18 protein-coding genes are annotated in these 19,766 nt (G+C 65.4%); 6 read left to right on the plus strand and 12 right to left on the minus strand.

Going from position 1 to position 19,766, the window contains the following annotated elements; translation table 11 throughout:
* Positions 1 to 21: 21 nt before the first annotated feature.
* The 10 genes from BM118_RS42445 to BM118_RS28220 all read right to left on the minus strand — a co-directional run bounded on the left by BM118_RS42445 (position 22) and on the right by BM118_RS28220 (position 10,898).
* Positions 22 to 264, minus strand: a complete 243-nt coding sequence (locus BM118_RS42445) for a hypothetical protein (protein ID WP_244550262.1) — start codon at positions 262 to 264, stop codon at positions 22 to 24.
* Positions 265 to 349: 85 nt separating this feature from the next.
* A complete protein-coding gene (locus tag BM118_RS28180; protein ID WP_092189449.1) occupies positions 350 to 736 on the minus strand; it encodes a VOC family protein in 387 nt (128 codons plus the stop codon).
* A gap of 24 nt (positions 737 to 760) precedes the next feature.
* Positions 761 to 1,585 (minus strand): FkbM family methyltransferase, encoded by an 825-nt coding sequence (locus BM118_RS28185; protein ID WP_177234762.1) that lies wholly within the window; start codon positions 1,583 to 1,585, stop codon positions 761 to 763.
* Positions 1,586 to 1,713: 128 nt separating this feature from the next.
* Positions 1,714 to 3,672: an ABC transporter ATP-binding protein/permease gene (locus BM118_RS28190; protein ID WP_092189453.1), complete on the minus strand. Its 1,959-nt coding sequence runs from the start codon at positions 3,670 to 3,672 to the stop codon at positions 1,714 to 1,716.
* A gap of 52 nt (positions 3,673 to 3,724) precedes the next feature.
* Positions 3,725 to 5,854, minus strand: a complete 2,130-nt coding sequence (locus tag BM118_RS28195; protein ID WP_092189455.1) for a hybrid sensor histidine kinase/response regulator — start codon at positions 5,852 to 5,854, stop codon at positions 3,725 to 3,727.
* Between the two features lie 191 nt (positions 5,855 to 6,045).
* Positions 6,046 to 6,828 carry a succinate dehydrogenase iron-sulfur subunit gene (locus BM118_RS28200; RefSeq protein ID WP_092189457.1) on the minus strand — a complete coding sequence of 261 codons (783 nt, stop codon included), beginning with the start codon at positions 6,826 to 6,828 and terminating at the stop codon, positions 6,046 to 6,048.
* Between the two features lie 107 nt (positions 6,829 to 6,935).
* Positions 6,936 to 8,771, minus strand: a complete 1,836-nt coding sequence (sdhA, locus tag BM118_RS28205; RefSeq protein ID WP_092189459.1) for a succinate dehydrogenase flavoprotein subunit — start codon at positions 8,769 to 8,771, stop codon at positions 6,936 to 6,938.
* Between the two features lie 3 nt (positions 8,772 to 8,774).
* The gene (gene sdhD, locus BM118_RS28210; protein ID WP_092189461.1) at positions 8,775 to 9,179 is read right to left on the minus strand and encodes a succinate dehydrogenase, hydrophobic membrane anchor protein; all 405 of its coding nucleotides are present in this window, start codon (positions 9,177 to 9,179) and stop codon (positions 8,775 to 8,777) included.
* Positions 9,176 to 9,574 carry a succinate dehydrogenase, cytochrome b556 subunit gene (gene sdhC / locus BM118_RS28215; protein ID WP_092189463.1) on the minus strand — a complete coding sequence of 133 codons (399 nt, stop codon included), beginning with the start codon at positions 9,572 to 9,574 and terminating at the stop codon, positions 9,176 to 9,178. The genes sdhD and sdhC overlap by 4 nt, the downstream gene beginning before the upstream one ends.
* A 418-nt stretch (positions 9,575 to 9,992) precedes the next feature.
* Positions 9,993 to 10,898: a LysR family transcriptional regulator gene (locus tag BM118_RS28220; protein ID WP_177234763.1), complete on the minus strand. Its 906-nt coding sequence runs from the start codon at positions 10,896 to 10,898 to the stop codon at positions 9,993 to 9,995.
* Between the two features lie 102 nt (positions 10,899 to 11,000).
* Here BM118_RS28220 and BM118_RS28225 point away from each other — a divergent pair, with 102 nt between their 5' ends.
* On the plus strand, positions 11,001 to 11,861 hold the full coding sequence (locus tag BM118_RS28225) for a sulfite exporter TauE/SafE family protein (RefSeq protein ID WP_177234786.1): 861 nt from the start codon (positions 11,001 to 11,003) through the stop codon (positions 11,859 to 11,861).
* Between the two features lie 185 nt (positions 11,862 to 12,046).
* On the opposite strand, the gene BM118_RS28230 is transcribed toward BM118_RS28225, so the two are convergent.
* Positions 12,047 to 13,576: a malonate--CoA ligase gene (locus BM118_RS28230; protein WP_092189467.1), complete on the minus strand. Its 1,530-nt coding sequence runs from the start codon at positions 13,574 to 13,576 to the stop codon at positions 12,047 to 12,049.
* 86 nt (positions 13,577 to 13,662) lie between these two features.
* Between BM118_RS28230 and BM118_RS28235 the strand changes: the two genes are divergently transcribed.
* The 4 genes from BM118_RS28235 to BM118_RS28250 all read left to right on the plus strand — a co-directional run bounded on the left by BM118_RS28235 (position 13,663) and on the right by BM118_RS28250 (position 17,020).
* Entirely contained in the window at positions 13,663 to 14,424 is a 762-nt protein-coding gene (locus tag BM118_RS28235) for an SDR family oxidoreductase (protein ID WP_092189469.1), read from the plus strand.
* A 424-nt stretch (positions 14,425 to 14,848) separates the two neighbouring features.
* The gene (locus BM118_RS28240; RefSeq protein WP_092189471.1) at positions 14,849 to 15,403 is read left to right on the plus strand and encodes a fasciclin domain-containing protein; all 555 of its coding nucleotides are present in this window, start codon (positions 14,849 to 14,851) and stop codon (positions 15,401 to 15,403) included.
* A gap of 192 nt (positions 15,404 to 15,595) precedes the next feature.
* Positions 15,596 to 16,225, plus strand: coding sequence for a cytochrome b/b6 domain-containing protein (locus tag BM118_RS28245; protein ID WP_092189473.1), 630 nt, complete (start codon positions 15,596 to 15,598; stop codon positions 16,223 to 16,225).
* 12 nt (positions 16,226 to 16,237) lie between these two features.
* Entirely contained in the window at positions 16,238 to 17,020 is a 783-nt protein-coding gene (locus BM118_RS28250; protein WP_092189475.1) for a molybdopterin-binding protein, read from the plus strand.
* Between the two features lie 99 nt (positions 17,021 to 17,119).
* On the opposite strand, the gene BM118_RS28255 is transcribed toward BM118_RS28250, so the two are convergent.
* Entirely contained in the window at positions 17,120 to 18,307 is a 1,188-nt protein-coding gene (locus tag BM118_RS28255) for a YbfB/YjiJ family MFS transporter (RefSeq protein ID WP_177234764.1), read from the minus strand.
* A gap of 246 nt (positions 18,308 to 18,553) precedes the next feature.
* Here BM118_RS28255 and leuB point away from each other — a divergent pair, with 246 nt between their 5' ends.
* Positions 18,554 to 19,666 carry a 3-isopropylmalate dehydrogenase gene (gene leuB / locus BM118_RS28260; RefSeq protein WP_092189477.1) on the plus strand — a complete coding sequence of 371 codons (1,113 nt, stop codon included), beginning with the start codon at positions 18,554 to 18,556 and terminating at the stop codon, positions 19,664 to 19,666.
* Positions 19,667 to 19,766: the final 100 nt, after the last annotated feature.

Consider the following 19,766-nt stretch of genomic DNA (forward strand, 5'->3'; position numbering starts at 1 on the left):
CCTCACATGTGATGCTTCGCCTCATCTATGATCTCGCGGCGGCATTGCGTCCGTCGCGGGATTGGGCGTGAGCGGACCGTTCGGCCCGTGCGATGGAATCTCTTCAGGTACGTGACCCGGCAATTCGTCGGGCCGCGGTGATTCGCCGGGCTCGCGCATCGGCGGCGTGATTTCAGGCTGCGGATTGCCCGGCGGAATTGCCGGCGGCGGCTCCGTGGGAGTCCCGGGTGTTGCCGGTGGAATCTCGGGCGGTTCGATCGGCATCGGCATCATCGAGTTCGGTTGTCCAGAGAATGACAACGATGATGCCGCGCCGATGTTCCCTGCCGCGTCGTCTCGGAACGCGCGTCTATTCGGGCGCGTGACAGACGGCCTCGATGTTGTGGCCGTCGGGGTCCAGCACGAAGGCGCCGTAATAATTCGGATGATAGTGCGGACGGATGCCGGGCGGTCCGTTGTCGCGTCCACCGGCCGCGATTGCCGCCTTGTAAAAGGCGTCGACCGTGGCGCGGTCCTTGGCCGCGATCGCGACATGCACCGGCTTGTTCATGGCCCCTTCGCCGCCAATCCAGAAATCCGGCTTGCCGTCGGCGCCGAAGCCGGCGGCCGGATCGTGGCCGGTCTGCTCCGCCGTGACCTCCATGATCAGGCTGTAGCCGAGCGGCGCCAGCGCCTTCGCATAGAACGCTTTCGCGCGCTCATAGTCGGAGACGGAGAAACCCAAATGGTCGATCATCGCAACCTCCGTTGTTCGTCCCCATCAGCGTGACAGGAACGTATTGCTTCGTGTTTTGCGTGCGATCGCAAAGCCGCGCGCGACCATGTCGGCAATACAATCCTGCTGCCATTCCTTTTGTGACAGATGCTCGATCACCACCGCGCGTGGCCACAGCGACTGCGGCGCGTCGCGGAAGAAGCCGATCAGCACGCGGTCCTCGAAGCCTTCGACGTCGATCTTGAGCGCATCGACCTGCGTGACGCCGGCCTCGTCGAGAATGCGTGTCAGCCGCAGCGACGGGACCTTGATCGCATCGGCGCTGGCCGTGCCGGTGACGACGTGGGTCGCGCCGAGATTGCCGCCGCCGCTCTCGATCATCAGCTCGCCGTCGCTGTCGCCTGCTGCGGCCTGCACCAGGCGGACCTGCGTCGCTTTCGACGCGGCATGGTTGAAGGAGAGGCGTCCGAAGGTCAGCGGATGCGGCTCGATCGCGATCACCTTGCCCGCGGGCCCGACCTGCCGCGCCATCACCAGGGCAAACGTGCCGACATTGGCGCCGACGTCCACGAACACGCCACCCGCCGGGGTGTGCTGGCGCAGGAAGTCGAGCTCGTCGAGATTGTAGTCGGGGTTGAACAGCGCGCCGCGCTCGGTCGCGCTGCCCTGGTGGTAGAAGCGGAACGAGGCGCCCTGATACTGCACGTCGACCGGACCGCCGCGCAGCAGATTGACCAGCCGCGACAGCCAGGGCCGGAACGCGCCGCGCTTCAGCCCCGATTGCTTCGCGAGGCGAATGATCGCGGCCTGCGCCGCATTCGGCGCAAACGCGCCGAATGGCGCGGACGAAGGGGCGTTGTCGGGCGTCAAGCAGGTGGTCCTCGTTGCAAGCGGCGCATGCATAGCCGGTTTTGCCGGGGACTCCAATCTCAGTGTCGTCCCGGCCCCCCGTGCGCAATTGCGCACTAGGCCGGGACGACGAGGGAGAGAGAAGTGCCTCACGCCGCCTTGCTTGGCGGAGCCTTGCGCGGGCGCAGGAAGCGGCCGAGCAGCCTGCGCCTGCCTTTGCGCGGGATGAGGTCGATGTCGCTGACGAGTTTCGCGCCGCCCTTGCGCCGCTCCAGCACGATCTTGCGGCTGTGGAAGGCTTCCAGCTCGACGCGGTGCGCGACGCTGACGATGGTCGCCTTCGGCAGCGCGTCGGTGACCATCTTCATCATCTTGTCCTGGCTCTTCTCGTCGAGCGCCGAGGTCGCCTCGTCAAGGACGACGATGTCGGGGCTGTGCAGCAAAAGCCGCGCGAAGGCGAGGCGCTGCTTCTCGCCGCCGGACAACGTCTGGTCCCACGGTCCCTCTTCCTCGATCTTCTCCTTGAGATGGTCGAGGCCGACCTTGCGCAGGGCTTCGCCAATTTCTTCGAGGGTCCAGTCGTCTTCGGCCCCGGGATAGGCGACCGCGCGGCGCAGGGATCCGGAGGGCACGTAAGGCCGCTGCGGCAGCATGAACAGCCGCCGGTCGGGGTGTAGATTGACGCTGCCGCCGCCCCACGGCCACAGCCCCGCGATGGCGCGCACCAGCGTGCTCTTGCCGGTACCGGATTCGCCGGCGACCAGCAGGCGTTCGCCGGGCTCGATCTCCACCTCGGTCTCGCCGACCACGGCAGTGCCGTCGTCGAGCGTGACCGAGAGGTCGTTCAGCTCCAGCATCGCCTCGTTGCTGGTCTCGCCGCGCTTGATGCGGCCGAGGCCATCGCCCTGCTCGGCGCGCTCGAGACCGTCGAGCGACATCATCAGCGCGGCAATGCGGCGCGCGCAGGCATTCCAGTCGGCGAGCCGCGGATAATTGTCGACCAGCCAGCCGAACGCGCTCTGCACGATGGTGAAGGCGGACGCCGCCTGCATCACCTGTCCGAGTGTCATGCTGCCGTCGAGGAATTTGGGCGCGCAGAGTAGCAGAGGCACGACCGGTGCAACGAGGTTCGATCCCTGTGACACCAGCGTGGTGCGCATGTGCTGGCCGGCGAGCCGCGCCCATTGCCGCAGCACGTTGGTGAAGTTGCGGTCGATGCCGCCGCGCTCCTCCTCCTCGCCGCCGAGCAGCGCGATGCTTTCGCCGTTCTCGCGCACGCGCGTCAGGGTGTAGCGGAGATCGGCCTCGGCCTGGTTCTTGTCCTCGGAGACCTGCACGAAGCGCCGGCCGATCACCAGGATCGAGCTCGATGCGATCGCGGCGTAGAGCATCGCGGCGATCACGAGGAAGCCGGGAATGGTGATGGTCGATCCACCGAGCGCGATCGTGAGCGCGCCGCCGATGGTCCAGAGCACGACGATGAAGGTCACTGCCGACAGCAGTGCCGAGGTGACGCCGGCGAGGAAATCGACCGGCGAATCGGTCGCGACGCGCAGATCCTCCGCGATCCGGTATTCGGGATTCTGGTGGTCGCCGCCGACGAGGTTGAGCTGGTAGTAGCGGCCGTTGGCGAGCCACCGCGTCAGCACGCTCGCCGTGAGCCATGCCCGCCAGCGCCGCTGGATGCCCATGCGGGCGAACACCTGCGCCACGCCGAGCGCGATGCTGCCGATCGCAAGCGGAAAGAACACCGCGGTGAGATGAAACACGCTGGTCGCATCGCGCTTCTCGATCGCGTCGAAGATCGCGCGATTCCAGACATTGATGCCGTACTGGAAGCCGACGGTGAGGACGATCAGCATGCCGAGGCCGATCGAGAACGGCCAGGCGAGGCGGTCACCCTTGCGGCCCCAGAAGCCACGCGCGCTGATCCAGAAGCGGGTCAGCAGATAATCCTTGCGGGCCTGCTCGGCCTCTTCAGGTGACAGCTCGGGATCGGGTTCGAGCACTTCGGGCGGCGGCGGAGCCACTTCCTCGCCAGTCTCGCCCTCGATTTCGACGATGGGCGGCTTCTTGCCCTGCTCGCGCTTCCCGGCCGGTTTCTGCATGGCCGGACAACGCAAGGGAAATCAGTCGGTTCCCTGCGGTTCCGGGACTGGGCTATTCGGCCGCGCCATCGCGCACCCGCGCGGCTCTGTGGAGGATCTGCGACAGCTCCTCGATCGAATAGGGCTTCTGCACGAGATCGAAACCGTGGCTGCCTTCCTGCGTCAGCGCCTCGCTGTAGCCGGTGGTCAGCACGACCGGCACACCGATGTCGCGATCGCGGACCGCCCGCGCCAGTTCGAGCCCGGTCATTCCGGGCATGACCACGTCGGAGAACACGACGTCGAAGCGATCCGTATCCACGACCAGCTCGGCGAGCGCGTCGGCGGCATTGTCGACCAGGGTGATGCTGTAGCCGAGCTCGGTGAGTCCATCGGCGGCGAAATTGGCGAGCTCGATATTGTCCTCGACTACCAGCACCGACATGCCGCTGCCCGGCACCGCCGGTGCCGTGTTCGGTGCCTGCTGCTGCGGCAGCAGGTTCGCCGGCACGCGCGGCAGATAGAGCGAGAAGGTGCTGCCCTGGCCGACTTCGCTCGTGACCGTCACCTCGCCGCCGGATTGCCGGGCAAAGCCAAACACCTGGGAAAGGCCAAGACCAGTGCCATGGCCGACCTGCTTGGTGGTGAAGAACGGCTCGAAGACGCGCCCGAGTCGCGCGGCCGGAATGCCGATTCCGGTATCGCTGACGACGACGCTGACGAAGCCACGACTGCCCGGAAGATACGCCAGCGTGTCCGGAACGGTCGTCGCCGCCTCGACCTTGAAGCTGATCCGGCCCTTGCCCTGCATGGCATCGCGCGCATTGGTCGCCATGTTGATCAGCGCCGTCTCGAACTGGCTGGCATCGGCATTGACGAGGCACGGCTCCGCCGGCAGCCGCGTCGTGATCTCGATCGCGGGGCCCAGCAGCGTGGCGAGCATGTCGTGCAGCGACTGCATCCGCTCGCCGACGTCGAACACCTCCGGTTTCAGGGTCTGGCGCCGCGCGAAGGCGAGGAGCTGCGACGTCAGCCTGGCGGCGCGCGCGACCGCATCCGCGATCGCGGTCATGTAGCGCTGCCGCCGCTCCTCCGTCAGTTGCGGCCGGTTCAGCAGGTCGACGGAGGCGCGGATCACGGTCAGCAGGTTGTTGAAGTCGTGCGCAACGCCGCCGGTGAGCTGGCCCAGCGCCTCCAGGCGCTGGCTGTGCTTGAGCGCCTCCTCGGCCTCGCGCCGCTTTGCTGCCTCCGTCTGGAGATGCTGGGTGCGCCGGAAGGCGAAAGCGAGCAGCAGAAACAGCAGTGCGGTCGCGGGAATGCCGAACACCAGATGCTGGCCCATGGTGGCGAACCAGCGCGCGCGGATCGCCGAGGTCTCGAACCCCGCGCTGACATAGATCGGATATTCGGCGATGCGCTTGTAGCCGACGCGCCGCTCGATCCCGTCCGACGGCCAGGCGATGGTCATGAGTCCGTGCGCGGGGTGAGCGGCGATCTGGCGGCCGACCGGCCCGCCTGGATCGAGCCGGAGGTCGCGGTCGAGCCGCGGAAAATGCGCCAGCACCACGCCGTCGGCGCGGCCCATCGCGAAGAAGCTGCCGGGATCGGAGCCGATCCTGGCGTAAAAACTCTCGAAATATTCCGGCAGGACGGAGGCCTGGATCACGCCGATGAAGCTGCCGTCGTCGGAGTCGCGGCGGCGGCTCACGCCGAAGAAGCGGGCGCCCTGATACGGCGGACGCGGCGTCAGGGGCGTGCCGATGAACGTGCCGATGGTCTGGTCGACATGGGCGTAGTAGTAGTCGCGGTCCGTAAAGCTCAGCTCCGGCGGCGGCGAGACGAGGCTGTTGACCAGCGCCTTTCCGTCCGCATCGAAGATCCAGGCCGATTTGAGCTGCGGCAGCGAATCGGCCAGCCGCTTCAGGCGGCGGTGCAGCGCCGGTTCGCGCGTGCGGATGAGGTCGTCGGGGAGGCCGCGCACGACCTCGTTGAGCTCGGCAAGACTCCGGTCGATCGTCTCGAACACTTTGAGCGCATGCTCATGCGCAACATCGAGCGTGCGCTCGATCTCCCGGTCGGCGATATCTTTTGTCGATGTGTAGGAGATCGTGGCGGCGATCGCGAACAGAGCAATCGGCAATGCCAGGGATGCCGCCATCATCCACTGCAACAGCTTCAGCGAATTGCGTTGCGCACCCTGCACAGTCGCTCCGGTCCCCGGACCTGAGCTTAACTGAATTTCCCGCTGGGAAGGAAGTCGCTTATGACGGGAACCGGTGGTTGTATTCCCCGGGAATCGCCCGCGGCGCGGGGTGGTAAAAAAATCTACTCAAATTGACGCAGGCCGCAGAAGGCCCCGGCCATCTCGGCCGGGGATCGAAGCGTGAATGGCGTCTAGATCTGCCGCTCGACCATCTTGAGCTTGAGCTCGGCGATGGCTTCCGCCGGGTTGAGGCCCTTCGGGCAGGCCTTGGCGCAGTTCATGATGGTGTGGCAGCGGTAGAGCCGGAACGGGTCCTCGAGATTGTCGAGCCGCTCGCCGGTCGCTTCGTCCCGCGAATCGGAGACCCAGCGGTTGGCCTGGAGCAGCGCGGCGGGGCCGAGATAGCGCTCGCTATTCCACCAATAGCTCGGGCACGAGGTCGAGCAGCAGGCGCAGAGGATGCACTCGTAGAGGCCGTCGAGCTTCTCGCGGTCCTCGTGGCTCTGGCGCCATTCCTTCTGCGGCGTCGGCGAGGTCGTCTTCAGCCACGGCTCGACCGAGGCGTACTGCGCGTAGAAATTGGTGAGGTCGGGGACGAGATCCTTCACGACCGGCTGGTGCGGCAGCGGATTGATCTTCACCGCGCCGTCCTTCACGTCGTGCATCGAGCGGGTGCAGGCCAGGGTGTTCTGGCCGTCGATGTTCATGGCGCAGGAGCCGCAGACGCCTTCGCGGCAGGAGCGGCGGAAGGTCAGCGACGGGTCGATGTTGTTCTTGATCCAGATCAGGCCGTCCAGCACCATCGGACCGCAATCATTGGTGTCGACGTAATAGGTGTCGACGCTCGGATTCTTGCCGTCGTCAGGATTCCAGCGATAGACGCGAAACTCGCGAATCTCGGTCGCGCCCGCGGGCTTCGGCCAGGTCTTGCCGCCGGTGATCTTGGAGTTCTTCGGAAGTGCGAATTCAACCATTTCTCTAACCTTTCGTCGTTCCGGGATGGTCCGAAGGACCAGGCCCGGAATCTCGAGATTCCGGGTTCGATGCTGCGCATCGCCCCGGAATGACGGCTACTGTTCGATCAATACACGCGCGCCTTGGGCGGGATGTATTGCACGTCGTTGGTCATGGTGTAGTCGTGAACCGGGCGGTACTCGATCTTGACCTTGCCGGCATCGTCCAGCCAGGCCAGCGTGTGCTTCATCCAGTTCTTGTCGTCGCGCTCGGAAAAATCCTCGCGGGCGTGGGCGCCGCGGCTCTCGGTGCGGTTGGCGGCCGAGTTCATCGTCACCACCGCCTGCGCGATCAGATTGTCGAACTCCAGCGTCTCGACGAGGTCCGAATTCCACACCAGCGAACGGTCGGACACTGCGATGTCGGTGATGCCGCTGTGGACCTTCTCGATCAGGTTCTGGCCTTCGCTCAGGACTTCGCCGGTGCGGAACACAGCGCAGTTATTCTGCATCACGTGCTGCATGCCTTCGCGCAGCTTTGCGGTCGGCGTGCCGCCGGAGGCGTAGCGGTAATGGTCGAGACGGCCGAGCGCCTTTTCCGCCGAGTTCGCCGGCAGCTCCGGCTGCTCGGCGTTGGGCGTCAGCTTCTCGGCGCAGCGCAGCGCCGCGGCGCGGCCGAACACCACGAGGTCGATCAGCGAGTTGGAGCCGAGGCGGTTGGCGCCATGCACGGAGACGCAGGCTGCTTCGCCCAGCGCCATCAGGCCGGGAACCACGGCATTGTCGTCGCCATTCCTCTTGGTCAGCACTTCGCCGTGATAGTTCGTCGGGATGCCGCCCATGTTATAGTGCGTGGTCGGCACGATCGGGATCGGCTCGCGCGTCACGTCGACATTGGCGAAGATCTTTGCGGACTCGGAGATGCCGGGCAGCCGCTCGGCCAGCACCGCGGGATCGAGATGGTCGAGATGCAGGAAGATGTGGTCCTTCTTCTTGCCGACGCCGCGGCCTTCGCGGATCTCGATGGTCATCGCGCGCGAGACGACGTCGCGCGAGGCGAGATCCTTGGCGGACGGTGCGTAACGCTCCATGAAGCGCTCACCCTCGGAATTGACCAGATAGCCGCCTTCGCCGCGCGCACCCTCGGTGACGAGGCAGCCCGCGCCGTAGATGCCGGTCGGGTGGAACTGCACGAACTCCATGTCCTGGAGCGGCAGGCCGGCACGCAGCACCATGCCGCCGCCGTCGCCGGTGCAGGTGTGCGCCGAGGTGCAGGAGGCGTAGGCGCGGCCATAGCCGCCGGTCGCGAGAATCGTGGTCTGGGCGCGGAAGCGATGCAGCGTGCCGTCATCGAGCTTCAGCGCGATCACACCGCGGCAGGCGCCCTGGTCGTCCATGATCAGGTCGATGGCAAAGAACTCGATGAAGAATTCTGCCGCATGGCGCAGCGACTGGCCGTACATCGTGTGCAGCATGGCGTGACCGGTACGGTCGGCGGCCGCGCAGGTGCGCTGCGCCTGGCCCTTGCCGAAGTCCATGGTCATGCCGCCGAACGGACGCTGGTAGATCTTGCCGTCCTCGGTGCGCGAGAACGGTACGCCCCAATGCTCGAGCTCGTAGACGGCTTCGGGCGCGTTGCGCACCATGTATTCGATCGCGTCCTGGTCGCCGAGCCAGTCCGACCCCTTCACGGTGTCGTACATGTGCCAGCGCCAGTCGTCCTTGTGCATGTTGCCGAGCGAGGCGGAGATGCCGCCTTGCGCCGCGACCGTATGCGAGCGGGTCGGAAACACCTTGGTGATGCAGGCCGTGCGCAGGCCCGCCTCGCTGCAGCCGACCACGGCACGCAGGCCCGCGCCGCCGGCGCCGACCACGACGACGTCATAGGTGTGGTCTTCGATGGGGTAGGCTTTTCCGTTGGTGGCGGGAGCGCCGTTGCCCTTGCCATTCGTCTCGTTGGCCATGGGTTACACTCCGGATGAAAGTTTCAGGATCGCGTAGGTCGAGGCGAGTGCCACGGCGATCGAGAAGAAGTTGTTGAGCATGATCGCCGTGAGCTTCAGCTTCTCGTTGTGGACGTAGTCTTCGATCACCACCTGCATGCCGATCTTCATGTGCCAGGTGCTGGCGAAGATGAAGAGCAGCAGGACCACGGCGATTGGCAGCGAGCCGAGAATCTGCGCGGCGCCGGCATGGTTGCTGCGGAGCAGCATCATGACGATCACCAGCGCCGGGATCATCAGCAGCGTCATGGCGACGGCGGTGATGCGCTGGCGCCAGAAGTCGGACGTGCCGGAATGGGCGGCGCCGAGATTGCGGACGCGGCCAAGCGGGGTGCGCATGCTGCGCTTCGGCGTATCGGATGCGTTCATCGTCCACCTCCGATCGCGATGGCGATGATCCAGATCAGCACCGTCAGCACGATGCCGCCGATCAGCGCGCCCCAGGTCAGGGCCTCGCGCTCATTGGCCTTGAAGCCGTAGCCGAGGTCCCAGATGAAGTGCCGGATGCCACTCAGCATATGGTGCATCAGCGCCCAGGTGTAGCCGAACACGATCAGCCGGCCGATGATGCTGCCGGTGAAGGCCTGGACATGGGAATAGGCGGCGGGGCCGGAGGCCGCTGCGATCAGCCACCAGGCCAGCAGCAGGGTTCCGACATAGAGGGCGATACCGGTGGCGCGATGGACGATGGACAGCGCCATCGTCAACGTCCAGCGGTAGACTTGCATGTGTGGTGAAAGCGGTCGTTCGATCCGTGCGGTCATGGGCTTTGATGTTGTGTAGCGGCCCAGCAGGGGGCGCGCGGGGATCGCGAAAGGTCGGCTCTATTTACGGAGTCGATTTGGCCTGCGCAATCACCAAATCGCCATAAATCGAACCGTGGTTCAGCGCTACAGCGTTGATGAAACAAGGCCAATCAGGGGCTTGGTATACCAGAGCGATGGTGTGCCGACCAAGAATAGAATATAAGTTCACCCTTTGCGGCGGCGCCTGAGGCGCATTGAAATTACTATTGGAACGGCTCTAGGCCGTCGCGGGCCAGCCACGGTTCGAACCAGTCAGTTCATGACGCCCCGAGCCGGCTCGCATGGCCGACGAGCCACTTCCAATTTCCGCCACGCGCACCGATTTTTCGCATGACGGGTGGATATGCGCGGCCTGCATCCCACCCCGCCGGAGGAATCACCGGCCGAGGGGATCGCTCCCGCGCCACCGCTCGACCAGGAAATCGATGAAAGCGCGAATTTTCGCCGACCCCAGGCGCGACGGCTGATAGAGCGCATGGAGCGGAGCCGGGGCAGGTTCATGCTCACGCAGCAGACGACGCAAGCGCCCCTCGGCAAGTTGCCTTTCGACCTGCCATGACGGCACGCGGACGATGCCGGCGCCGTTCTCTGCGGCGGTGGCGAGCGCGTCGAGACTGTTGATCCAGAGCCGTCCCGCTATCCGGATTCTCGATCCGCCCTTCGCGTCGCGGCCGAATCGCCAGGTCGCTGCGCCGGGCGCATCGGAGAACACCAGGCAATCATGCTGCGGCAGATCGGACGGGCTCTGCGGCTCGCCGCGCTGTGCGAGGTAGCCAGGCGAGGCGCAATGGATCATCTGCACCTCCGCGAGTTTCCGCGTCACCATCTGGGAATCGGGAATGCGCCCGACGCGAAGCGCCAGATGAATGTCTTCCTCGATCAAGTTGACGTTGCGATCGACCAGCAGCAGATCGACTGACAGCGAAGGACAGGCGCGCAGGAAGTCGCCCAGCAGCGGTGCGATCAGCAGGCGCCCCATCAATGTCGGCGCACTCACGCGCAGGCGTCCCGACGGCTCGCGGCGGCTTCCCGCCAGCGCCTCCTCGATCTCCTTGACCTCGCCGAGGATCGATCTGGCGCGTTCGTAGAGCATGCGGCCGTCGTCCGTGAGCGCCAACTGCCGCGTCGTACGTACCAGCAGGCGCGTGCCGAAGTGCTGCTCGAGCGCCGAAATCTGCCGGCTCACCGCCGTCAGCGAGCTCGGCAATGACCGCGCCGCCGCGGACAGGCTGCCGGTGTCGACAGCCCGGATAAAGGTCGCCATTGCCGCGAGCTGGTCCATGGCCATCCTTCCGTTTTCAGCAAGATACTCTGCCCAGCTTCGCCGATAGTAGCGCAATACGAAAGGGTCTATCGCTGTCCTCGAGACCAGGCTTTGGACGTGCTGATGGCGGGACTTGATATCAAGGAGATCGTCGAACTCGCGCTGCTGCTGATCGCAACCGGCGCGCTCTCGGGATTCCTGGCCGGTGTGTTCGGCATCGGCGGCGGCGCGATTCTCGTGCCCGTGTTCTACGAGTGCTTCCGAATTGCCGGCGTGCCGCTCGAGGTACGCATGCCGTTCTGCGTCGGCACCTCGCTCGCGGTGATCATCCCGACCTCGATCCGTTCGTTCCAGGCGCACTACAGGCGCGGCGCCGTCGACATGGCGATCCTGCGCGTCTGGTGGCTGCCGATCGTGATCGGCGTCGCCGCCGGCAGCGTGGTCGCGCGCTACGCGCCGGAGCGGCTGTTCAAGATCGTGTTCGTCTGTGTCGCCTGGTCGGCTGCCGTGCGGCTCATCTTCGCGCGCGAGACCTGGAAGCTCGGCGACGATCTGCCGAGGGGCCCGTTGATGCGCGTCTACGGCTTCTGCGTCGGCATCCTGTCGACGCTGATGGGCATCGGTGGCGGCCTGTTCTCCAACCTGCTGATGACCTTTTACGGTCGCCCAATTCATCAGGCGGTGGCGACCTCGTCGGCACTCGCCGTCCTGATCTCGATCCCCGGCGCAATTGGCTACGTCTATGCCGGCTGGCCGGCAGCAGGGACCTATCCGGCCGTCGCAGCCCTGCAAATCCCGTTCGCGCTCGGCTATGTCTCGCTGATCGGCGCCGTGCTGGTGATGCCGATGAGTCTCGTCACCGCGCCGCTCGGCGTGAGAGCCGCGCATGCGATGTCGAAGCGGACGCTGGAAGCAGCGTTCGGGTGCTATCTGTTTATTGTCGGAAGCAGGTTCGTGATGAGTTTGTTGGGCGGGCAGTGACGGGTTTGGGGCATGCGCGTCCTACACCCTCAGTGTCATTCCCCGCGAAGGCGGGGAATCCAGTACGCCGCGGCCTCTTGGTTCTATCATAGCCGTCTCTGGAATACTGGATGCCCCGCCTTCGCGGGGCATGACAGCGCGTCGCGTGGTGGTTCCTCGACGCAGCTTCTCGACGAGTCCACGCCTCACTTCTTCGCGTAAATATCCTTGTACGTATCCCGCAGCACGTTCTTCTGCACCTTGCCCATGGTATTCCGCGGCAGCTCGTCGACCACGAACACGCGCTTGGGCATCTTGAATTTGGCGAGCCGCCCGTCGAGCGCCTTCAGCACCGAGGCTTCGCTGACGTCCGCGCCCTTGTTGCAGACCAGAACCGCGGTGACGCCCTCGCCGAAATCGGCATGCGGCACGCCGATCACGGCGGACTCGATCACGCCGGGCATCGCGTCGATCTCGCTCTCGATTTCCTTCGGGTACACGTTGAAGCCGCCGGAGATCACGAGATCCTTGCCGCGGCCGAGGATGTGGACGTAGCCCTTGCCGTCGATCTTGCCGAGGTCGCCGGTGATGAAGAAGCCGTCGGGCCGGAATTCGGCCTTGGTCTTCTCCGGCATGCGCCAGTAGCCCTTGAACACGTTTGGGCCCTTGACCTCGATCATGCCGATTTCCTCGCGCGGCAATTCCTTGCCCGTCTCGGGCTCGGTCACGCGCACGGAGACGCCTGGCAGCGGAAAGCCGACCGCGCCGGGCACGCGCTCGCCGTCATAGGGGTTCGACGTGTTCATGTTGGTCTCGGTCATGCCGTAGCGCTCGAGCACCGCGTGCCCGGTGCGCGCGGACCATTCGCGGTGGGTTTCGGCGAGCAGCGGCGCGGAGCCCGAAATGAACAGCCGCATGTGCCTGGTGGTCTCGCGCGACAGCGCGGCATTTTGCAGGAGGCGGGTGTAGAAGGTCGGCACGCCCATCAGCACGGTGGCGCGCGCCATCAGCTTGATGATCAGGTCAGGGTCGAGCTTCGGCAGGAAGATCATCGACGCCCGCGAAAACAGCGTCACGTTGGTCGCCACGAACAGGCCGTGCGTATGGTAGATCGGCAGCGCGTGGATCAGCACGTCCTTGTCGGTGAAGCGCCAGTAGCCGACGAGGCTCAGCGAGTTCGACGCGAGATTGTCGTGGGTGAGCATCGCGCCCTTGGAGCGGCCGGTGGTGCCCGACGTGTAGAGGATCGCGGCGAGATCGTCGCTCGCCCGCGGCACGGTCGTAAAGTCGCTGCTCGCCTTTTCGGCGGCTTCCGTCAGCGAGCCCTTGCCGTCGGGGCCGAGCGTCTCGACCCTGGCCTTCACCTTGGCGGCGATCGGGGCGAGGCCCTCGGCCTTGGAGGGATCGCAGACCACCAGCGACGGCTCGGCATCGCCGATGAAGTAATCGAGCTCGTTCAGCGTATAGGCGGTGTTGAGCGGCAGATAGACCGCGCCGGCCCGCACCGTGGCGAGATAGAGCACGATGTTCGCGACCGATTTCTCGACCTGCACCGCGACGCGGTCGCCGGGCTTCACGCCGCGCGCGACCAGCACATTCGCCATCTGCCCGGCCCGCGCAATCAGATCGCCATAGCTGATACGGGCGCCGTCATGCGTCTCGATCGCGAGGCGTTTGGGATCGTCCAGGCCGTCGAACAGGCGGGAAAACAGATTGGCGTTGGCTGCTTGGTTCATGCAAGATTTCCTGGACCGCAAGGTCGGTCAAAACCGAGGGCTGGATTAGCAAAAACCGCCCCGATGAAGCAACGGAGACAGTTTGCATGACAAAAAATGGGAAACGCGTGGCCTGGGTCACCGGCGGCGGCAGCGGGATCGGGGAGGCCGGCGCCGAGGCGTTGGCTGCCGACGGCTGGACGGTGGTGGTCTCGGGCCGGCGCCAGTCAGCCCTGGATACCGTGGTCGCCAAGATCATCAAGGCGGGCGGGGCCGCCGAGGCCATCGCGCTGGACGTATCCGACGCCACTGAAGCCCAGAAGGCGGCCGATCAGATCGTCGCCAGGCATGGCCGCATCGATCTTCTGGTCAACAATGCCGGCATCAATGTCCCCAAGCGCAGCTGGAAGGACATGGAACTGGAGGGCTGGGACAAGCTGGTCCAGGTCAACCTCAACGGCGTGCTCTATTGCATGCGCGCGGTGCTGCCGACGATGCGCAAGCAAAAGGACGGCTCGATCATCAACGTCTCGTCCTGGGCCGGCCGCCACGTTTCGAAGATGCCGGGCCCGGCCTACACCACGACCAAGCACGCGGTGCTGGCGCTGACCCATTCCTTCAACATGGACGAATGCGTCAACGGCCTGCGCGCCTGCTGCCTGATGCCGGGCGAGGTGGCGACCCCGATCCTGAAGCTGCGCCCGGTGGTGCCAAGCGAGGAGGAGCAGGCCAGGATGCTGCAATCCGAAGACCTCGGCCGCACCATCGCCTTCATCGCGTCGATGCCGGCGCGCGTCTGCATCAACGAGCTCCTGATCAGCCCGACGCACAATCGCGGGTTCATTCAGACGCCGTTGAGCAGGGATTGAGGTATAGCGCGCGCGACAATCTCCACTCGTCGTCCCGGGGCGCGACGAAGTCGCGAGCCCGGGACCCGTAACCACAGGGAGGAGTTTGGCGAAGACTCGTGGTTGCCAGCTCGTGCCACGATATCTTCCTGGGGTTATGGGTCCCGGCTCTGCGCTCCGCTCCAGACAACGCTGCGCGTTGTCGGAGCTGCGCTTGTCCGGGACGACAGCGGAGTGTGTGGACCGCGCCCGCGCACCACACGAAGCGCCCCGCACATAGTTTCACGCATCACAAAGAATTTTTCCCCGAAACCACTTCGCAAACCCTCCCGTAGTTCGGTCCAACGACGGCGCTGCTGCTTCACGTCAAACTGCCGCAGCCGCCGTTGTTGCCCCAACTCAAGCACCGGCCATTGCCGGGCTCAATTCAATCGGGAGACTTTCCATGTCGAAGCGTATTGCCTATCTCGCTGCCGCCGCCTTCAGCGCCCTCGCCATCACCGCGACCGTCGTCGCGCCCGTTCGCGCGGAAGAGAAGACCGTCATGGTCGGCGGCGCTGCGATGTTCCCGTCCAAGAACATCGTCCAGAATGCCGTCAACTCCAAGGACCACACCACGCTGGTGGCGGCGGTGAAGGCGGCCGGTCTCGTGCCGACGCTGGAAAGCAAGGGCCCGTTCACGGTGTTCGCGCCGACCAACGCTGCCTTCGGCAAGCTGCCGGCCGGCACCGTCGACACCCTGGTCAAGCCCGAGAACAAGGCGACCCTGACCAAGATCCTCACCTACCATGTCGTGCCCGGCAAGCTCGAGGCCTCCGACCTCACCGACGGCAAGAAGCTGAAGACGGCGGAAGGCGAGGAGCTGACGGTGAAGAAGATGGACGGCAAGGTCTGGATCATCGACGCCAAGGGCGGCACCTCGATGGTGACGATCTCCAACGTCAACCAGTCGAACGGCGTGATCCATGTGGTCGACACCGTGCTGATGCCGGCGACGTAACACCGCGGCATCCTGTTTCACCCCCGACAGGGTGCGACGAAACGGCGAGCCGGGGCCACCCGGCTCGCTTTATTGTGACCGCGATAGCCTGCCGGCATCGATTCGATCGTCGGCGGGGCGTAACGAAAACGGAATGCCCGGCGTATAATTCCCGACAGACGATCCAAGGGACGGTCCAAGGACGGAACCATCATGGCAAGCCTCACAGTCACCGACGAGCAGGTCCGGTCCAGCCCGGCCAAAGTGATCCAGCCGGCCTGGGTCCGCGTCATGCATTGGATCAACGCCCTTGCCATGATCCTGATGATCCTGTCGGGCTGGCAGATTTACAACGCCTCGCCGCTGTTCGGTTTCAGCTTCCCGCGTGAGTATACGCTCGGCGGCTGGCTCGGCGGCGGCCTGCTCTGGCATTTTGCGGCGATGTGGCTGTTGATGATCAACGGCCTCGCCTATTTGGTCACGGGCTTCGCCACCGGCCGCTTCCGCAAAAAGCTGCTGCCGATCACGCCGGCCGGCGTGCTCCACGACGTCAGGGCGGCGCTGACCTTCAAGCTCGGCCATGACGATCTCACCGTCTACAATTACGTGCAGCGCGTGCTCTATGCCGGCATCATCGTGGTCGGCGTGCTGATCGTGCTGTCCGGCCTGGGGATGTGGAAGCCGGTGCAGCTGCATTGGCTGGTCATGTTGTTCGGCGACTATCCGACCGCGCGCTACGTCCACTTCTTCTGCATGGCCGCGATCTGCGCCTTCCTTGTCATCCACGTCGCCCTCGCGCTGCTGGTGCCGAAGAGCCTGCGCGCGATGATCATCGGTCGCTGAGGGAGAACCGTCATGGCCAAGCGCTCTTTCCTGATCCCCGGCGTCGACAAGCGGCTGCTGATCAAGGACTCGATCAAGACGATGCCTGATGTCACCCGCCGCCGCTTCATCGCGGGCGGCGCCAGCCTCGGCGCGCTGACGCTGCTCACCGGCTGCGACGTGATCGACTCGTCCTCCGCCGAGGAGATGCTGAAGAGCGTCTCGAAGTTCAACGACGCCGTGCAGGATTTCATCTTCAATCCCGACGCGCTGGCGCCGACCTTCCCCGAGAGCGCCATCACGAAGCCGTTTCCGTTCAACGCCTATTACGATCTCGACGATGCGCCGGAGGTTTCGGCCGCGGACTGGAAGCTCGAAGTGCGCGGCCTCGTCGACAACAAGAAGTCCTGGACGCTGGACGAGCTCTATCATTTGCCGCAGGTCACGCAGATCACGCGTCACATCTGCGTCGAGGGCTGGAGCGCGATCGGCAGCTGGACCGGCACGCCGCTGCGCGATTTCCTCAAGCTGATCGGCGCCGACACGCGCGCCAAATATGTCTGGTTCCAGTGCGCCGACAAGGACGGCTACAACTCGCCTCTGGACATGCGCAGCGCGCTGCATCCGCAGACCCAGATGACGTTCAAATACGCGGGCGAGATCCTGCCGCGCGCTTATGGTTTCCCAATGAAGATCCGCGTGCCGACCAAGCTCGGCTTCAAGAACCCGAAATACGTGGTCTCGATGGAAGTCACCAACGACTACAAGGGCGGCTATTGGGAAGACCAGGGGTATAATTCGTTCAGCGGGAGCTGATTGAGGCAGTCATTCCGGGGCTCGCGAAGCGAGAACCCGGAATCTCATGCCATAATCTCCGGATTCCGGGTTCGCGCTACGCGCGCCCCGGAATGACGGCTATGAAGGCCCCACCTTCCGCTGGCACAGCGCCGCCACCGCGCCGAGCGCCAGCAGCGCCGCCGAGACGTTCAGCGCATAACTCAGGCTGCCCAGCGCATCGGTGATCGCGCCGACCACGATCGGGCCCAGCGTCTGGCCGACGCCGAACGAGATCGTCATCGCCGCGATCGCGGTCGGCCAAACCTCGGGCGGATAATTGAAGCGGACGAAGGCCGTGGTCGAGCCGACCACGGCAAAGAAGGCGACGCCGAACACGACCGCCGAGGTCGCCAGCCATGCGGTCGAATGTCCCAGCATCGGCAGGCCCGCGCCGAGCGCGTTGGTGCCGAGGATGATGGCGGTGGCAAGCCCGCCGCGATCCAGCGCGAGGACGCCGCGCCAGACCCACGGCGTGACGAAGGCACTGAGACCGATCAGGCTCCAGAACGCGGCCTGCGCCGCGGCACCACCGCCGCCGTCGCGCACATAGGCGATCATGAAAGTCATGTAGGCGATGTAGCCGGCGCCGAACAGGAAGTAGCCGGCGAGATAGATCAGCACGGGGAGAATGGCGAAGGCGGCGTGGCTGCCTTCCGTGAAACGCGCTCGGCTCTCGATGCGGATCAGGAACAGAGGCACGGTCATCGCGGCCGAGAGCAGCGTCAGCGCCCACCATACCAGCCACCACGAGCCCGGCCCGAAATGCTGGAGCGTGAACGGGGCGATCAGCCCCGAGGCGAGAATGCCGATCCCGGGGCCGGCATAGAACAGGCTGAGCAGGAAATTCGCCCGCTCCGGGCGCGACTGCGCAATCGAAGCGGCCAGGGCGCCACCGGCGACGAAGCCGGCCGCCGCACCCAGGCCCAGCACCAGGCGTGCCAGGCTCAGCGCCACGAAATTCCCCGTCAGCGCGCAGGTGGCGAGCGCGGCGACGCAGGCCAGGGTTCCCAAGCGGATCGCGGCCGACCAGCCGACGCGCTGGATCAGCCGGGACGCGACCAGCGCGCCCACGAGGTAGCCGACGGCGTTGATGGTGTTCATGAAACCGGCCGCCGAGTAGGACCAGCCGAGGTCCTCCCGCATGTCCGGCAGCACCAGCGCATAGGCAAAGCGGCCGATGCCGAGCCCGACCGTCGCCGCCAGCGACAAGGTCAGGATCAGCCGCGCGGGGTGCGCGTCGGGCGGGGGACGATCAGGGGCGTGCAAAGGGGTACTCCGGCGTCCCGCAGTGTGGCAGGCCCTGCCGGCCTTGCACAGCCGCAGCGCGGCAATGGTGTCTTGCCAAGCGCGCAACGCCGCTCTAGCACTCCGGCCGGCCGTCATTCCGGGGCGCGCCTCTTGGCGCGAGCCCGGAATCCATTCCACCACTCGTTGCGTGGCCTGATGGATTCCGGGCTCGCTCGCTTTGCTCGCGCCCCGGAATGACGAGAGAGGATTGAGAAGGATCTGACCATGGCGACCCACAAACTGCTGCTGCTTCCCGGCGACGGTATCGGCCCCGAGGTGATGGGCGAGGTGAAGCGGCTGATCGACTGGCTCAATTCGGCCGGCATCGCCAAATTCGAGACCGATACCGGCCTCGTCGGCGGCTCCGCCTATGACGCCCACAAGGTGTCGATCTCCGAGGGCGACATGGCCAAGGCGATGGCCGCCGACGCCATCATCTTCGGCGCGGTCGGTGGTCCCAAGTGGGACGCCGTTCCTTACGAGGTGCGCCCCGAAGCCGGCCTGCTGCGCCTGCGCAAGGATCTCGGCCTGTTCGCCAACCTCCGCCCCGCGGTGTGCTACCCGGCGCTGGCCGATGCCTCCAGCCTGAAGCGCGAGGCGGTCGAAGGCCTCGACATCGTCATCGTGCGCGAGCTCACCGGCGGCGTCTATTTCGGCGAGCCCAAGACCATCACCGATCTCGGCAACGGCCAGAAGCGCGCCATCGATACCCAGGTCTACGACACCTATGAGATCGAGCGCATCGCCCGCGTCGCCTTCGACCTTGCGAAGAAGCGCAAGAACAAGGTGACGTCGATGGAGAAGCGCAACGTCATGAAGTCGGGCGTGCTCTGGAACGAGGTCGTGACCCAGGTCCACAAGCGCGAATACCCTGATGTCACGCTCGAGCATCAGCTCGCCGATTCCGGCGGCATGATGCTGGTGAAGTGGCCGAAGCAGTTCGACGTCATCGTCACGGACAATCTGTTCGGCGACATGCTGTCCGACATCGCGGCGATGCTGACCGGCTCGCTCGGCATGCTGCCCTCGGCCTCGCTCGGCGAGGTCGACGTGAAGAGCAAGAAGCGCAAGGCGTTGTACGAGCCGGTGCACGGTTCGGCGCCCGACATCGCCGGCAAGGGCCTCGCCAATCCGATCGCGATGATCTCGTCCTTCGGCATGGCGCTGCGCTACTCCTTCGACATGGGCGCGCTCGCCGACAAGGTCGATGCCGCGATCGCCGCGGTGCTGGCCAGCGGCCTGCGCACCGCCGACATCAAGTCGGAAGGCACCACGGCCGCCTCGACCACGCAGATGGGCGAAGCGATCCTGAAGGAATTGCAGAAGCTGCACGCGTAAGGCTGATGCCGTCATTCCGGGGCGATGCGCAGCATCGAACCCGGAATCTCGAGATTCCGGGTTCGGCTCTCCGAGCCGCCCCGGAATGACAACACAAACA

It is taken from the genome of Bradyrhizobium sp. cf659, assembly GCF_900113725.1.
Taxonomy (GTDB): Bacteria; Pseudomonadota; Alphaproteobacteria; order Rhizobiales; family Xanthobacteraceae; genus Bradyrhizobium.

Excerpts from the sequence above, each read along its gene's own strand:
- BM118_RS42445 (WP_244550262.1), bottom strand. The coding sequence starts at position 264 with ATGCCGATCGAACCGCCCGAGATTCCACCGGCAACACCCGGGACTCCC.
- BM118_RS28180 (WP_092189449.1), bottom strand. The coding sequence starts at position 736 with ATGATCGACCATTTGGGTTTCTCCGTCTCCGACTATGAGCGCGCGAAA.
- BM118_RS28190 (WP_092189453.1), bottom strand. The coding sequence starts at position 3,672 with ATGCAGAAACCGGCCGGGAAGCGCGAGCAGGGCAAGAAGCCGCCCATC.
- BM118_RS28200 (WP_092189457.1), bottom strand. The coding sequence starts at position 6,828 with ATGGTTGAATTCGCACTTCCGAAGAACTCCAAGATCACCGGCGGCAAG.
- sdhA (WP_092189459.1), bottom strand. The coding sequence starts at position 8,771 with ATGGCCAACGAGACGAATGGCAAGGGCAACGGCGCTCCCGCCACCAAC.
- sdhD (WP_092189461.1), bottom strand. The coding sequence starts at position 9,179 with ATGAACGCATCCGATACGCCGAAGCGCAGCATGCGCACCCCGCTTGGC.
- sdhC (WP_092189463.1), bottom strand. The coding sequence starts at position 9,574 with ATGACCGCACGGATCGAACGACCGCTTTCACCACACATGCAAGTCTAC.
- BM118_RS28220 (WP_177234763.1), bottom strand. The coding sequence starts at position 10,898 with ATGGACCAGCTCGCGGCAATGGCGACCTTTATCCGGGCTGTCGACACC.
- BM118_RS28230 (WP_092189467.1), bottom strand. The coding sequence starts at position 13,576 with ATGAACCAAGCAGCCAACGCCAATCTGTTTTCCCGCCTGTTCGACGGC.
- BM118_RS28235 (WP_092189469.1), top strand. The coding sequence starts at position 13,663 with ATGACAAAAAATGGGAAACGCGTGGCCTGGGTCACCGGCGGCGGCAGC.
- BM118_RS28240 (WP_092189471.1), top strand. The coding sequence starts at position 14,849 with ATGTCGAAGCGTATTGCCTATCTCGCTGCCGCCGCCTTCAGCGCCCTC.
- BM118_RS28245 (WP_092189473.1), top strand. The coding sequence starts at position 15,596 with ATGGCAAGCCTCACAGTCACCGACGAGCAGGTCCGGTCCAGCCCGGCC.
- BM118_RS28250 (WP_092189475.1), top strand. The coding sequence starts at position 16,238 with ATGGCCAAGCGCTCTTTCCTGATCCCCGGCGTCGACAAGCGGCTGCTG.
- leuB (WP_092189477.1), top strand. The coding sequence starts at position 18,554 with ATGGCGACCCACAAACTGCTGCTGCTTCCCGGCGACGGTATCGGCCCC.